11 protein-coding genes are annotated in these 14,442 nt (G+C 35.1%); 5 read left to right on the plus strand and 6 right to left on the minus strand.

Annotation, left to right across the window (positions count from 1 at the left end; genetic code table 11):
* Window position 1 precedes the first annotated feature (1 nt).
* The 5 genes from DMB95_RS00510 to DMB95_RS00530 all read right to left on the minus strand — a co-directional run bounded on the left by DMB95_RS00510 (window position 2) and on the right by DMB95_RS00530 (window position 7,240).
* Window positions 2-1,126, minus strand: a complete 1,125-nt coding sequence (locus tag DMB95_RS00510; RefSeq protein ID WP_142930454.1) for a 2-oxoglutarate synthase subunit alpha — start codon at window positions 1,124-1,126, stop codon at window positions 2-4.
* 5 nt (window positions 1,127-1,131) lie between these two features.
* Complete coding sequence (locus DMB95_RS00515; RefSeq protein ID WP_142930455.1) at window positions 1,132-1,446, minus strand: 4Fe-4S dicluster domain-containing protein; 315 nt, start codon at window positions 1,444-1,446, stop codon at window positions 1,132-1,134.
* 38 nt (window positions 1,447-1,484) lie between these two features.
* Window positions 1,485-2,387, minus strand: coding sequence for a malate dehydrogenase (locus DMB95_RS00520; RefSeq protein ID WP_142930456.1), 903 nt, complete (start codon window positions 2,385-2,387; stop codon window positions 1,485-1,487).
* Window positions 2,384-4,591 carry an NADP-dependent isocitrate dehydrogenase gene (locus DMB95_RS00525; RefSeq protein WP_142930457.1) on the minus strand — a complete coding sequence of 736 codons (2,208 nt, stop codon included), beginning with the start codon at window positions 4,589-4,591 and terminating at the stop codon, window positions 2,384-2,386. The genes DMB95_RS00520 and DMB95_RS00525 overlap by 4 nt, the downstream gene beginning before the upstream one ends.
* Window positions 4,592-4,699: 108 nt before the next feature.
* Window positions 4,700-7,240, minus strand: coding sequence for a YhdP family protein (locus DMB95_RS00530; RefSeq protein ID WP_142930458.1), 2,541 nt, complete (start codon window positions 7,238-7,240; stop codon window positions 4,700-4,702).
* Between DMB95_RS00530 and mltG the strand changes: the two genes are divergently transcribed.
* From mltG to DMB95_RS00555, 5 genes are all read left to right on the plus strand, one after another.
* The gene (gene mltG / locus DMB95_RS00535) at window positions 7,194-8,153 is read left to right on the plus strand and encodes an endolytic transglycosylase MltG (protein ID WP_238386810.1); all 960 of its coding nucleotides are present in this window, start codon (window positions 7,194-7,196) and stop codon (window positions 8,151-8,153) included. The genes DMB95_RS00530 and mltG overlap by 47 nt on opposite strands.
* A gap of 163 nt (window positions 8,154-8,316) precedes the next feature.
* The gene (gene flgB, locus DMB95_RS00540) at window positions 8,317-8,748 is read left to right on the plus strand and encodes a flagellar basal body rod protein FlgB (protein ID WP_137632903.1); all 432 of its coding nucleotides are present in this window, start codon (window positions 8,317-8,319) and stop codon (window positions 8,746-8,748) included.
* An 11-nt stretch (window positions 8,749-8,759) separates the two neighbouring features.
* A complete protein-coding gene (gene flgC, locus DMB95_RS00545; protein ID WP_034906009.1) occupies window positions 8,760-9,254 on the plus strand; it encodes a flagellar basal body rod protein FlgC in 495 nt (164 codons plus the stop codon).
* A gap of 13 nt (window positions 9,255-9,267) precedes the next feature.
* Entirely contained in the window at window positions 9,268-9,570 is a 303-nt protein-coding gene (gene fliE, locus DMB95_RS00550; protein ID WP_142930460.1) for a flagellar hook-basal body complex protein FliE, read from the plus strand.
* 3 nt (window positions 9,571-9,573) lie between these two features.
* Window positions 9,574-11,361 carry a peptidoglycan D,D-transpeptidase FtsI family protein gene (locus tag DMB95_RS00555; protein WP_142930461.1) on the plus strand — a complete coding sequence of 596 codons (1,788 nt, stop codon included), beginning with the start codon at window positions 9,574-9,576 and terminating at the stop codon, window positions 11,359-11,361.
* 7 nt (window positions 11,362-11,368) lie between these two features.
* On the opposite strand, the gene DMB95_RS00560 is transcribed toward DMB95_RS00555, so the two are convergent.
* A complete protein-coding gene (locus DMB95_RS00560; RefSeq protein ID WP_142930462.1) occupies window positions 11,369-14,278 on the minus strand; it encodes an FAD-binding and (Fe-S)-binding domain-containing protein in 2,910 nt (969 codons plus the stop codon).
* Window positions 14,279-14,442: the final 164 nt, after the last annotated feature.

A 14,442-nucleotide genomic window follows, 5' to 3' on the forward strand; every position in this document is an offset into this window, starting at 1 on the left:
TTTATAAATTCTCCTTAATCTTTACCATAATCTCACTTGGTGTTAAAGGGCGCCCATTTGCTCTTAAACAAGGGATAAGATCATCTCTTTTGCTCGCTCTTTGCACTTCCTCAAGATACTGCCCCATATTGAGCTCGCATACCATTACCTTTTTGAATTTATTTACCACCTCAGCGATCTTTTTTTCATGCACTGGATAGAGTGTGATAGGACGGAAAAGCCCTACTTCTATACCTTGATCTTTAAGCCTTGCGATAGCTTCTTTGACCGATCTGCTTGTGCTTCCATAAGCGATGATTAAAAGCTCGGCTTTTTCTAGGTTGTATTCTTCAAATTTGCAAATTTCATCTTTGCGGCTGTGAATTTTGCCAAATAAACGCTCGATATTGTATTTGACTATATCGCCATCTTCTGTTGGAAAGCCTATATCTCCGTGATGAAGCCCAGTAATGTGATAGCGGTAGCCCTCAAAGAAAGGATTGAGCGTAGCTGGCTCATTCATAGGTGCAGCATAAGGCTTATATTCTTTTTTATCTCCGCTAAATTTAGCTCTATCAATGATCTCAAGTTCGTTTAGCTCTGGTAATTTTGCCTTGCCATTCATATGTCCTACGGTTTCATCAAGAAGTAAAAATACCGGAGTCATAAGCTTTTCAGCTAAATTAAAAGCACGAATAGTTTCAGTGTAGGATTCTTCTAAGCTTGCTGGAGCTAAAGCAATGCTTGCAAAATCCCCATGCGTAGGAGCTTTTGCCTGCCAAAGATCGCCTTGTGCTACGCGCGTAGGAAGTCCAGTTGAAGGGCCACCTCGCATAACATTTGCGATAACCAAAGGAATTTCAGCGATAAAAGCATAACCGATTTGCTCGCTTTTAAGTGAAATCCCCGGACCGCTACTTGCTGTCATAGCCTTAGTTCCACTCATTGAAGCACCTATACTTACGCTAATGCCTGAAATTTCATCTTCCATTTGAATGAAAGTGCCATCATTTAAAGGTAAAAGCTTTGAAAGCTCGTGTGCGATTTCTGAACTTGGAGTGATGGGATAGCCTCCAAAAAACCTACAGCCGCATTCTATGGCTGCTTTTGCCACTAGGACATTGCCCGTTGATATTAATTCTCTCATTGTAATCAGCCTTGTAATTTTTTATATTTATTTTGCTTTACAGCTTCAGCTCTTTCTTTGGCTTCTGGGGTAAGTTTTGCGAATTTAAACTCATCTCTTTTCGCCACCATAATAGCAAAATCCGGACAATGCACCTCGCATTCCATACAACCTATACAGGCTTGAGGATACACAACCTCGATCATCTGTCCTAGCACAGCATTAATATCATCACGCATAGCCAAAACACCAGCAGGGCAGTAGCTTACGCAGATATTACATGCTTTGCACCTTTGTTCATTCACCCAAACGGGCGTATCTTTAGGAGCAATAACACTCATTTTTTTTCCTTATCATTTTTTTAAAACACAACTAAAAATTAATCTTTTATATAATTATACTTTTGAAGTGATTTTTTAAGCTTGTTTCTTTCTTCTTCATCAAGCTCAAGACTTAAAAGCTCGATCACTCCATTTAAATTTATCCTTGCTAAAACCCCAAAGGCTTTATTTTCTATACCAAATTCGCCGTGCAAAATCACACTCATAGGCAAAAACTCGCCTGTTCGAATAGCTTCTACCATCCTTATGCAAGCTGCTGCTGGGGCAAGATAAGCTGAAGTTTTAAGATGTTTTATAACCTTTGCACCACCTGTTTTTACTTCATTTTCTATATCATCAAATTCTTCCTCATCTAAAAGCTCGCTGATCTTTTGTCCTTTATATAGTGAGTAGGATTTTAAAAGCACCATATCATCATTATGAAAACCCAAAAGCTTTGTATCTATGTCTTTAGTGTTGCACTGAAATTTCTTAGCTAGCTCGTATTTAAAGCGCGCATTATCAAGTGTGCCTGCCATAGCAATGATCTTTTTAGAATCAAAAATATTATGCTCAAAAAGGGTATTAAGCAAAAAATCCACCGGATTAGTTAAGATAATAAAAAGTGGATCATTTACAAAGACTTTTACCTTTTTTGCACAATCAAGCATAATATCAGCATTGATTTGCAAAAGCTCATCTCTGCTTTGCCCGTCTTTTCGTGCAAGTCCAGCACAAAAAATAACTATATCACTTCCCACGCATTCATCATATTCGCTTGTGCAAGTAAGCTTGATATTTAAATTTAAAGCTGCTATACTTTGTCCAAGTTCTAAATCCCTAGCAAGTAACAAGGTTTCATCTCTATCAATCAAAATAAGCTCGCTTGCCACATTTCTTAATATCATCGCATAGGCAACGCTTGATCCAACATTGCCAGCTCCAATAATCGTTACTTTCATCTTGTGCCTATATTTTCTAAAATTTCATTAAAAGTTTTGCTTGCTCTCATCACAGCATTTGCTTTTGTGTCATCAAATTTATAATAGCCCCCAAGATCAACTTTATGTCCTTGAGCGTCGATAAATTCAGCTCTAATTTGCTCTTCGTTTGAACTTAGCGCTAAAGCCACTTCTTTGAAAGTATTTTGTATGCTTTTTTCATTGCCCTGTCTTGCTAGCTCGTTTGCCCAATACAAAGCTAAATAAAAATGGCTCGTTCTATTGTCATCTTCTTTTACCTTTCTTGAAGGTGCTTTGTTGCTCTCAAGCCACAAACCTATAGCTTCATCAAGACATTGTGCAAAAACTTGAGCTTGATAATTTTGTCTTTTTTGAGCAAAAAACTCAAGCGCAGCTTGCAAGGCTAAAAACTCGCCCAAACTATCCCAACGCAAGTGATTTTCTTCTATAAGCTGTTCAACTTGTTTTGGTGCTGAGCCACCTGCTCCTGTTTCAAACATCGCTCCACCAGCAAGCATAGGCACAACTGAAAGCATTTTTGCACTCGTGCCAAGCTCAAGTATAGGAAAAAGATCGGTTAGATAATCCCTTAAAACATTGCCCGTAACACTGATGACATTTTTACCCTCACGGATAAGCTCTAAGCTTCTTAAACACGCTTGTTTTGGGCTTAGAATTTTTAAATTTGCGTTTTGTTCTTTAAGTCTAGCTTTAACAAGCTCTATCATGATCTTATCGCTTGCTCTGTTTTCATCAAGCCAAAAAATAGCTTCCTCGCCACTTAATTTTGCCCTTTCAATGCCTAAATCAATCCAATTCACAATAGCATCGTATTTAGCCTCGCAAGCTCTAAATATGTCACCTTTTTGCACTTTTTGCTCGATTAAAAGCTCATTATCCCCAGTAAGTATGCGAAAAACTCCATCTTCTTTAGCGATGAAAGTTTTATCGTGTGAGCCGTATTCTTGAGCTTTTTTTGCCATTAAGCCCACATTTGACACACTGCCTAATTTGCTTGGATCAAGCGTGCCATTTTTATGTAAGTCCTCAAGCACAGCTTCATACACTACAGCATAAGTTTTATCAGGGATCAAAGCATTTGTATCTTGCACCTGCCCTTTGGCATTATAAAGCTTTGCGCCATTTTTAATCATCGCTGGCATAGAAGCATCAACAATCACATCACTTGGAACATGTAAATTCGTAACACCTTTATCTGAATTTACCATAGACAAAGCCGCACTTTTGCTTAAAATTTCTTCATAAGCTTGTAAAATTTCAGCCTTTTTACTTGAGTTTTCAATCTTGCTTAAAAGCTCGCTTATACCATTGTTTTCATTGATACTTAAAGTCTTAAATTCATCTTCAAAGCGAGCAAAGAGCTCCTTAAAATACACTCTCACACAATGTCCAAAAATCACCGGATCGCTTACTTTCATCATCGTTGCTTTAAGGTGTAAAGAAAGTAACAAATCTTCATCTTTGCTGAGCTTGATTTGCTCTTCATAAAAGCTATCAAGTGCTTTTGCACTCATAAAAGAAGCGTCTAAAATTTCATTTTCTTCAAGCTTTATCTCATCTTTTAAAATGATTTTTTCGCCTTTGTTGTTTGTAAATTCTATACGAGCTATACTTGGCTTTGTGATTAAAACTGCTTTTTCATTAGAGAAAAAATCGCCCTCTTTCATATAAGCCACTCTTGTTTTTGAGCTTTTTTCAAAAGGTACGACTTTATAGGGATTGCATTTGGCGTATTCTTTTACAGCCTTTGTTGAGCGGCGATCTGAATTGCCTTGTCTTAGCACAGGATTTACAGCTGAACCTAAAACTTTAGCATATCTTGCTTTAATCTCTTTTTCCTTTTCATCTTTTGGTTCATCAGGAAACTCTGGCAAAGCAAAGCCTTTTTCTTGAAGCTCTTTAATGGCAGCTTTAAGCTGGGGGATAGAAGCTGAGATATTTGGTGTTTTAATGATAATAGCTTGTGGGCTTTTTACAAGTTCAGAAAGCTTGTCAAGCGCGTCCTCACAGCGTTGTTCTTCTTTTAAATACTCAGGAAAACTTGCAAGTATGCGGGCAGCCAAAGAAATATCAGCTGTTTTTATAGTGATATTTGCCGAAGCTAAAAAGGCTTTGATAATCGGTAAAAAAGAGTAAGTCGCAAGGGCTGGGGATTCATCTGTGAGTGTGTAAGTCATCAGTATTCCTTTGTTTTTTCATTATTCAAGCTTAATTATACACAAAAAGCAAAATTTTTGAGTTCTTTTTCATAATAAGCTTTTTAAAAAGTGTATTTTAAGCATTTTATAAGCTTACTCAAACCAAGTTGATGGTATATCAATGATGTTTTTAAGTAAGTTAAAAGGAAGTTTTAAAGTCTCTTTGATGATTTGAGTTTTAAACTTTGGATTATCAAGATCGCCTTCAACTAAAATTTGTGTAGAAATGACACGATCTTTGCCAAGTATGATTTGATTGATGATAGGCACTTTTGAGATGATATCTGTGGCGGATTTTAGTGTTTGAAGCTCAAGTTCAAGATCAAGTTTTTTATCATCAAGGTTTATATCCCCAACACCTAAAATATCGACACTATCTCCATCAAGCGTAAGAGCTTGTATGGTGATTTTATTTTTTTGTTTTTCAAAAAGCACAGCACCTTTTTGTATGCTTAAGCCTTTTTCGTTAAAGGTTGGACTTTTAAAAAGCAATAAACTCGGTATAGTATCGATAAAACTAATGAGCTGATTATGAAATTTAAGCTCTTTGAAATAAGTATCATTCATGATAATCTCACCATTAAAACGCTCAAAACCACTTCCTTTGATATGAAGTTCAAAATTTCCTTTTTCAACTATGTTTGAGCCAAAAAATTCATTAAGCGTTTTGTCATTTACCTTATTGATCTTGCCAACAAGCTGTTTTTCATCTTTATTAAGCTCATATATAGCTTCATTTCTTTTGGCTTTTAAGCTCATTTTTTGCTTATCCATATCAAAATGAAGCTCATCAAAGCTTAGTTTTTTACCAGAATTATTTGCACTTTGCAAAATAATGCCAGAATTTAAAGCCTCAAGCTCAAGTTTAGAGCTAAAATTAACATCGTTTATTTTTTGAGTATCTTTAAGAATATAGTGTAAATTTTTTATCTTCGCCTTTATCACATCTTCGTTCAAACTAATATCCAAGTTCTCACTCGCACTTTTAATATGTGTGGTTTTAGCATCCTTGCTGATAAAAAAATCATCGTTTTCATAACTTAAACCATCGCTTTTTTGTAAATCATTTTTAAAATTTGTACCTTTGAGTTTGATTTGGAAATTAACAAAATCCGCAGTTTTTAAATCAAAATTCTTTACATTTTCTATGCCAAGTTTTTGCATTAGCGCTGAATTTTCTTTAAAGCGACTTAAGGTTGAAGCACTCAGTTCTAAACCTTGAGTGAGATTCATATCAACATTAAAATTTTGAGCTTTTAAAAGGATATCTTGTGAATAATCAAGCTCAAGATTTTCTTGTGCGTTTTTAATATCAAGCAAGTCTTTAAAATAAAGCCTTGAAATTTCAGTGTTAAAGTGAGCTTTTTTTGCATCTAAATCAAAACTTGCATTCACATCAGCTTGCAAAAAGTCATTTTTCACCACAAATTCATTTAATTTTAAGATAGTATTTTCAAGGCTGATATTGCCTTTTTGCACCAAAAAATTTGCCATATCAAGCTGAGTGTTTTCAAGATCAAAATTCGCTTTGAAGCTGATTTTTTCACTCTTTGCGAAGGGGATATTGATAATAAAGTCTGTATTAAGCTTGCCTGAAAGCTGTTTGAGTGGGAGTTTGATACTATAAAGATTGAGTATGTTTAAAAGCTTTTGATCAAGCATAAGTTCATTTGACTTGATTTGTATATAAATACCTGATTTTGTGGCACTTGCAGGCTCATATACATAAATTTTGCTTTGACTTAAATCCTGCTTTGCAAAGCTTGCTTGATCGAAGTTTAAATCAAGTCTTTTTTTATTTAAATTTAACTTCAGTTTTGGTATCAGTATGCTTTCAACATTTTTGCCAAGCTTGACTTTTAAATTTTTTACCTCACCCGCACCCTCAAGCTCTTTAATGCTAAATTTTTTACCCAAATCCATCGAAGCTTTAAGATAGCTAATAGAATATAAATCAGCGATGAGTTTTTGAGAAAACCACTCATTTAGTTCTTTATTTAAGCTTAAATGCTTGCCTGCTGTGCGAAACAAAAAAGCCATATTGCTTGCGTTGATATCCTTAAGATCAAGATTTAATTTATCTTTAGCATAAGTAACATTAAAATCAAAATTTAAATTTTGCGATCTTAAAATGCCTATAAAATCATAACTATCTTGAGCTGCGTTGATTAAAATCTGTCCGTCCGCACTGGCATTATAATCCTTAAAAAGCAGCTCTTTAATATCAGCCTTAATCTCTTTTCCTGTCCTATTTAATGCCAAATTTAAAGAAAATTCATCATTGTTTAAAAAAAACTCATCGCCTTTAAATAAAAAACGAGCATTTTGCCCGCCAAAACTTAAATTTTGTATATCAAGTTCTTGAAAAAATATATAAAGATATTCAATTTTTTGCACCGCATCAACAATTTGCGTTGAAACAGCTAGGCTTGAATTTGAATCCTCTAAATCAAAAATGCTTAAATTTTTTGCTTTTATGATGAGTTTTTTATCTAATTTTATATATAATTCGTTTGCACTAAAAACATGTGTTTGGAGTGTAGATATGCTAAAACCTATCTTAAGGATAACAAAAAGGATTGCAAAAATGATTAAAACTACTGCTAAATACCACCAAATTTTTTTTATCTTCATTCAACTCTTTCTCATTTTGCTTATCGCCTTGTTTTATTATATGATTCTACCTTTTAAAAGTGAATCTGTAGTTTATATCCCTCAAGGTTCTGTGAGTAAAATTATAGCTGATTTAAATAAAAATAATTATAAAATGAGTAGGATTGATAATTTTATTTTACGATTTTTAGGACACCCTCAAGCAGGCTGGATTAATATCGGCACCAAGCCCCTAAATAGAGCTGAGTTTTTATACAAGCTCACCGTAGCCAAAGCTGCACTTGAAAGCATTACTTTAATACCAGGTGAAACAACTTATATCTTTTTAACTCAGCTTGCCAAACAGCTTAATCTTGATCAAGAAAAACTTTTTGCAAGCTATGCAACAAAGGCAGCATATAAAGAAGGTTTGTTTTATCCAGAAACTTATAAAATTCCAAAAGGCATTAGCGAGGATTTGCTTATCGATTTGCTTTTAAAACATTCGCAAAATGCTTTTAAACAAGCTTCGATGAAAATTTTTGGTGATTATAATGAAAAAAAATGGCATAATTATGTCATCATCGCTTCAGTTATACAAAAAGAAGCTGCTTCAAATGAAGAAATGCCTATCGTCGCCTCAGTCATTTACAACCGCCTTAAAATCGGTATGAAGCTTCAAATGGACGGCACGCTAAATTATGGAGCATATTCGCATGTTAAAATTACACCTGAGCGTATCAGAAGCGATCAAAGCTCTTACAACACCTATAAATTTGAAGGCTTGCCAGAAGATGCGGTGTGTAATGTATCGTTGCAAGCCATTAGAGCAGCGATTTTTCCAGCAAAAAGCGAGTATTTATATTTTATGCGAGATAAAAGTACTGGAAAGCATATATTTACCACTAATGCGAGCGATCATAATAAAGTCGTAGCAGATCAAAGAGGAAAATAATACACACAAAAGGCGAATTCGTGCTTGTTTTATTTACTTCTTAGCTGTAAAATATAAAGATATATTTTATAAAAATTTATAGTCTTTTAAAAAAGCTAGAAGCAAAAACTTGGAACACTTTTTGCTTCATTTAGGACATAAATTAAAAATCGAGGATAAAAAGATGATTACTCCATTTAAATCAAAAGAACTTGTTAGCAGTGCTTTAGCGGGTAGAAATCTTAGAAATCAAATGATTAATTCAAATTTAGCCAATGTTGATACACCTTTTTACAAGTCAAGAGATATAGAATTTGAAACAGCTCTTGTTAATAGAGCTAAAGAACTTTTTAAAACAGACGATAGTAAAGAACTCAAGCTTGCTCAAACAAGTAGCGGACATCAAGAGCCTTGGAAATTTCCTGATCCAAATAAATCAACAATTTATCTAAGAGATGGACATTTAGCAAGAAATGACGCAAACACTGTTGATCTTGATGTGGAAACTACTGAGATGAGTAAAAACACAGCGATGATCACTGCGCTTGATGGAGTATTAAGGAGACAAAGCAATATCTTTGGCTCTATCATCGATGCAAGCTCAAAGCTTAGTTAAGGAGGGGTAAGATGGCATATTTAAGTGATTTTGATATAAGCGGTTATGGACTAAGCGCGCAACGTTTTCGTTTAAATGTTATCAGCTCAAATATAGCTAATGCAAATACCACCAGAACAGCTGAAGGCGGACCTTATAGAAGAAGAGAAGTGATCTTTAAAGCTACTGATTTTAGCGAACTTTTAAACAAACAAATCAAAGAAGATAACAATCTTTTAGAGTATGAAAACCCACTTAAAGATCCAAGTTCTCAAAAAGACGCACATCCAGCAGTAATGAGCGTGGTTGTGGATAAAGTCGTTCGCGATGATAAAGAATTTCGTCTTAAATATGAACCCGGACACCCAGATGCAAACGCTGAGGGCTATGTAGCTTACCCCAACATCAACCCAGTGGTTGAAATGGCGGATTTAATCGAAGCAACAAGAGCTTATCAAGCCAATGTTGCAGCATTTAACAGCACAAAAGCTATCGCTCAAAGTGCTATAGATTTATTAAAAGGTTAAAAAAGGATAAAAGATGAACGAGATAAACAAACTTAATTCTTTAAATAGTATTTCAAATACCCAAAATTCAAACAAAGCAAACGAAGCTGGTATAGGCGATGAATTCGCCAAGCTTTTAAAAAGCTCGATCAGCGATCTTGATGCAGCACAAAAAGAAGGCGAAGCAGCGATGACTGATATAGCCACAGGCGAGGTTAAAGACTTGCATCAAGCTGCTATTGCCATTGGTAAGGCTGAAACAAGTATGAAATTTATGCTTGAAGTAAGAAATAAGGCGATTAATGCCTATAAAGAAATCACGAGAATTCAAATTTAATTAATGCAAGAAGCAAATAAAACAAGAGTTTCTAAGGTTGCTTTTGCCTTTATTATGGCTTCTTTTTTTATGCTTTTATTTTTAAGCTCAACCTTTTTTCTCACTTCTAAACGCAATATCCCAAACACTGAAAAAGATCAATACGACACAGCCCTCAGGGGCAATATCATCACAAGCGATCATTTTATCATCGCTTCTTCAAAGCAAATTTATCGAGCTGAAGTTGATTTGAGGAGCTTAGATAAAGGCAAGTTGGAGCTTTTTTTAAAACTTTTTGAAATTTATAGTGGCTCAAGTAAAGCACAAATGCAAGATATCAAAAAACGTCTCGAGCTTGCTTTTAAAAAAAACACTTACAACTTCATACTTTCTCAAAATTTAGACTCAAAGCACGCAAGCTATCTTAAAGAACTCTCTAAAAAACTCTATGTGCAAGGCTTTTTCAAAGCTTTTGCAAACAACAATAATAAAGTCGAAACAAGAGGCTTAAGCATAAGTTTGCATAAAGAAGATAGAAATTATATGTCAAAAGATACCTTAACACCGGTTATTGGCTATACTAGAGCTTTTTTTGATGAAGAAAGCAAAATGCTTAAAAATATCGGCGTAAAAGGGCTTGAAAAATACTATGATGAATGCTTGCTTCCTTTTCAAAATGAAAAAGTGCAAGGACTTAAAGATATAGGTGGAAATATCATCTTAGATTTAAATTCCGTGCAAAAACGCAAAATTAATGGCTGTGATTTATATACTAATCTTCACCTTAAACTTCAAAAAACTATAGAAAAAGCCATCGATCAAAGAAATGCTGATCTTAATGCAAGCGAAATTATCGTCGGCGTTATGCAAAGTAATACCGGTAAAATTCTAGCCCTAGCAAGCTCAAGAAGGTATGATCCAAGCAACCGGGGCAAAGATTTAAGCGTGCTTAATGCAAGTGCTGTAGAATATGCCTATGAAACAGGCTCTGTAATCAAGCCTTTTATATTTACAACAGCCTTAAGACTTAACAAACTTCAACTTAACGAGCAGATCAACACACATAATGGTTATTACAAGCTTGGACGCTTCACTATACAAGATGATCACAAGGCAAAAAGTATGAGTGCTGAAGAAGTTTTAGTGTATTCTTCAAATATAGGCATGATACAAATCGCTAAAAGACTTAGCAATTTTGAGATCGTCTCAGGTCTTAAAATTTTTCGTTTTGGTGAAAAAAGTGGCATTGATCTGCCTTACGAACAAAAAGGAGAACTGCCAAATCCTAGTCGCTTAAGAGATATAGAAAAATCCGTTTTAAGTTATGGATATGGACTAAAAACAACCTTTATGCAACTTCTAGCAGCCTACAATGTCTTTAATAATGATGGCATTTATATCACGCCAAGCCTTGCAAACGCCTTTTATCAAAATGGCAAAAAAGTGGATTTAAGTGCTGAATTTAGCAAAGAAAAAATACTCTCAAGCACAGCCGCAAAACAAATTCAAAATATCCTCATCGCTACAACAGAAAAAGGCACAGGACGAAAGGCTTTAACTGAGGGCATTATCATAGGTGGAAAAACAGGCACAGCAAGGATAGCTCAAAAAGGCGGCTACTCCACCACTCGCTATAATGCAAGCTTTTTTGGCTTTGCAAATGACGCAAAAAACGCTTACACCATAGGCGTTTTAGTAAGAACACCTACAAAGCCTTATTCTTACTATGCTGCACAAAGTGCATTGCCTATGTTTAAAGATGTGGTGGATATACTCATACAAGAGGATTTTTTAGAACCTATAAAACCTTAAATTCTTCTTAATCCGTGCAAGTATCCACAAGATAAATGATATGCTGCCACGCAAAATGACTTTTGGTGCTTAAGCCTATCTCACAGGTGCTTGAGCTACTAAAACCTTTTATGATACCCTTAAAAGCGTCATTTCCTTCATCATCTTTTCCAAAATTCCTTAAAGCACTTTGATTAAGTTCTGGGGTTAAAAAGCCTTTATTACCAGCAAAACCACAACATTTTACATTTTTATCCTCACAAATTTCAGCCCCACAAAGTCTTGCAAGCTCAAAAATAGCATTTTCCCAAGCTAAATTTTGTTTTTTAACAAGCAAATTTCGAGTCGAGCAAGGTGCATAAAGGGCTATTTTTTCTTGACTTTGCTTAGAAAAGCTTAAATTTGAGCTTAAATACTTTAAAACAAAAGCTGGCATATCAATGATATTTAATGTAAGTCCTGCTTTATTCTCATACTCTTTTGCATATCTTAAAAGCTCTAAAGAACACGCGCTATGATCGCATACTATAGGTAATTTAGCATTTAAACTTACTTCGCATAAACTTTGAAAAGTCTTAAAAGCTAAGTCTTTGGCTTCTTTTTCGTGATTTTTAAAGGCTTTTGAACAGCAAAGATTATTTAAATTTGAAGGATATATCACGCTAAAATCAGCCTTTTTACACAAGCTTTCAAACACTTGGGCTATACTTCTTTGATCACTTGCCTTTTTACTTGGGCTAAACATTCTGTTTAAGCATGAACTAAAATACACCACTTGCTTTTCATTTGTTTGTGTAAGCTTAGAATGAAGCTTGTAAGTATTTTTACTTGGAAAAAACGCACTCACCAAAGGCGTATGACAAAGTCGGTTCAGCTTTTCACTCATACCTTGCACAAACTCAGCACCAAACACATTTTGAGCTAAATTTGCCCCACTTACACCAAAACCAGCAAGTTTGGTTGTAAAAGCCATATTTTTAGCTAAATTTGAAGCGATTTTTGAGCTTAAAAAACCCTTAGCTTGACTGGCTTTTGAAGCGATTTTTGCCGTGTCTATTTCAAGCGGACAAAGCGTAGCACACATAGAACAAGTCGCGCAAGTTTTTACCACAAGGTATTCAAAACCTTTTTCAAGCTCGTTAAGCTCTTTTTGTTCGCTTGGGGTGCGGATTTTGCTTTTTAAGCGAGCGATTTCTCTATATACGGCTATGCGTTGGCGCGGAGTAAGGCTTAAGTCTTTGCTTGGACAAATTTTTTCACAAAAACCACACTCCATACAAGTATCTAAGTAATCCTCTATCAAATTCGCACTTGCTGGTTTGAGATTTTTAAGATGGATATTTTGATCTTCAGTGATAATAACATCAGGATTAATAAGCCTTTTAGGATCAAAAATTGCTTTGATCGCTTGGTTAAATTTATACGCTTTTTCGCCCCATTCTTGCTTCACAAAAGGAGCCATCATGCGTCCTGTGCCATGCTCTGCTTTAATACTGCCATTATAACTTACCACAAGATCAACCAAATCTTGCATAAAAATGCCAAAACGCTCACTTTCTTCTTTTATACCAAGTAAAGGCGTGATGATAAAATGCACATTGCCACTTAAGGCATGCCCAAAGATAATGCCCTTAAATTTATGCTTTTCAAACAAAGCTTCAATGCCCTCAATCCCAGCTGCAAAATGCTCTATCTCAAAGCAAATATCCTCAGTGATAACCGTGCTTGCACTCGCTCTTGTAGCTGCTGTTAAAGGAAGTAAACCCTTACGCACCTTCCACCAAGACTCTTGCTCTTTTGCATCAAAGCTAAAACGCACCCCAAAAAGGCTTTGAATACTTGCTAAACTCTGACTTATAAAAGCGATATTTTGCTCAAGTTTTTCTTTATCGTCTTCTTCAAGTTGGATCAAAATAGCACAATTTTTTGGCTTTATTTGCTTAATCTCAACAGGCAAACCCTCTAAATTCTGCACACTTAATAAAGAAGCATAGTCCATAATCTCAGCAGCACTAACCAAATCATCATTTTGAGCTAAAATTTTTATAGCCTTAGCCGCAGTTAAAATATCCTCATAAAAGATCAAAGCACAGGCTTTGTGTTTAAAATCCTTCACACACTCAAGCTCTACCCTTGAAATAAAGGCTAGTGTGCCTTCAGCACCGATAAAGATATGATTGAGTATATCTTTAAGCTTGTTAAAATCAAGTAAGGCATTTAAGCTATAGCCGGTGGTATTTTTAATCTTAAATTTATGTCTGATAAAACTTGAAAGCTCGCTATCAGCTAAAAGTTCAGCTCTTAATGTCAAAAGCCTTTCAGCCATATGTGGATAAGTTTTCATAAACTCAAGCACACTTTGATCTTGTGAGGTATCAAGCACAAAGCCATTTTGTAAGATAACACGCACTGATTTGATAGTTTGATAAGTGTTTTGCTTTACTCCACAGCACATACCACTTGAATTGTTTGAAAAAATTCCACCAATAAGAGCATTATTTATAGTAGCTGGATCAGGACCTATCTTTTTTGCATAAGGCTTTAAAGCTTCATTTGCGCTTGCTCCTATCACACCACAATCACACCAAATCGAGCTTGGCTGTTTGCTCTCATCAAAAACAAGCTGAATTTTCTTCCAGTGAGTATTACACAGCACCAAAATACTCTCGCAACAGGCTTGCCCGTTCAAAGATGTCCCAGCTGCCCTAAAACTTAATGCCAAATCAAGCTCATCGCTAAGCTTTAAAATTCGCACGATTTCATCTTCATTACTTGCGATAATCACTATTTTTGGGATATAACGATAACAAGAAGCATCGATACCATAAGCAAAACAACGCAAATAATCCTTAAAAATTCTATCCCCTAAAAAAAGCTTCGCCCTCTCATAAAAAAGTTCATAAGGGGGTATCTTAAAAACAAGTTCTGCCTTACTCATACTTATCCTTTAAAAATAATCTTTTTCATTGTAGCTTAAAACAAAATACAAGTATGAAGTATAAAAATAAAGTTTAAAAACTTGATACTTTTTGAAACATTTCATCTTTTTGCGTGTGAATTTAGAGTGTTTTTAAAGGATTTGACAATGCTTGCTTTTTAGAT

Origin of the sequence: Campylobacter sp. MIT 12-8780 (assembly GCF_006864535.1) — a bacterium.
Classification (GTDB): Bacteria; Campylobacterota; Campylobacteria; order Campylobacterales; family Campylobacteraceae; genus Campylobacter_D.

Excerpts from the sequence above, each read along its gene's own strand:
- DMB95_RS00510 (WP_142930454.1), bottom strand. The coding sequence starts at position 1,126 with ATGAGAGAATTAATATCAACGGGCAATGTCCTAGTGGCAAAAGCAGCC.
- DMB95_RS00515 (WP_142930455.1), bottom strand. The coding sequence starts at position 1,446 with ATGAGTGTTATTGCTCCTAAAGATACGCCCGTTTGGGTGAATGAACAA.
- DMB95_RS00520 (WP_142930456.1), bottom strand. The coding sequence starts at position 2,387 with ATGAAAGTAACGATTATTGGAGCTGGCAATGTTGGATCAAGCGTTGCC.
- mltG (WP_238386810.1), top strand. The coding sequence starts at position 7,194 with ATGATTAAAACTACTGCTAAATACCACCAAATTTTTTTTATCTTCATT.
- DMB95_RS00530 (WP_142930458.1), bottom strand. The coding sequence starts at position 7,240 with ATGAAGATAAAAAAAATTTGGTGGTATTTAGCAGTAGTTTTAATCATT.
- flgB (WP_137632903.1), top strand. The coding sequence starts at position 8,317 with ATGATTACTCCATTTAAATCAAAAGAACTTGTTAGCAGTGCTTTAGCG.
- flgC (WP_034906009.1), top strand. The coding sequence starts at position 8,760 with ATGGCATATTTAAGTGATTTTGATATAAGCGGTTATGGACTAAGCGCG.
- fliE (WP_142930460.1), top strand. The coding sequence starts at position 9,268 with ATGAACGAGATAAACAAACTTAATTCTTTAAATAGTATTTCAAATACC.
- DMB95_RS00555 (WP_142930461.1), top strand. The coding sequence starts at position 9,574 with ATGCAAGAAGCAAATAAAACAAGAGTTTCTAAGGTTGCTTTTGCCTTT.
- DMB95_RS00560 (WP_142930462.1), bottom strand. The coding sequence starts at position 14,278 with ATGAGTAAGGCAGAACTTGTTTTTAAGATACCCCCTTATGAACTTTTT.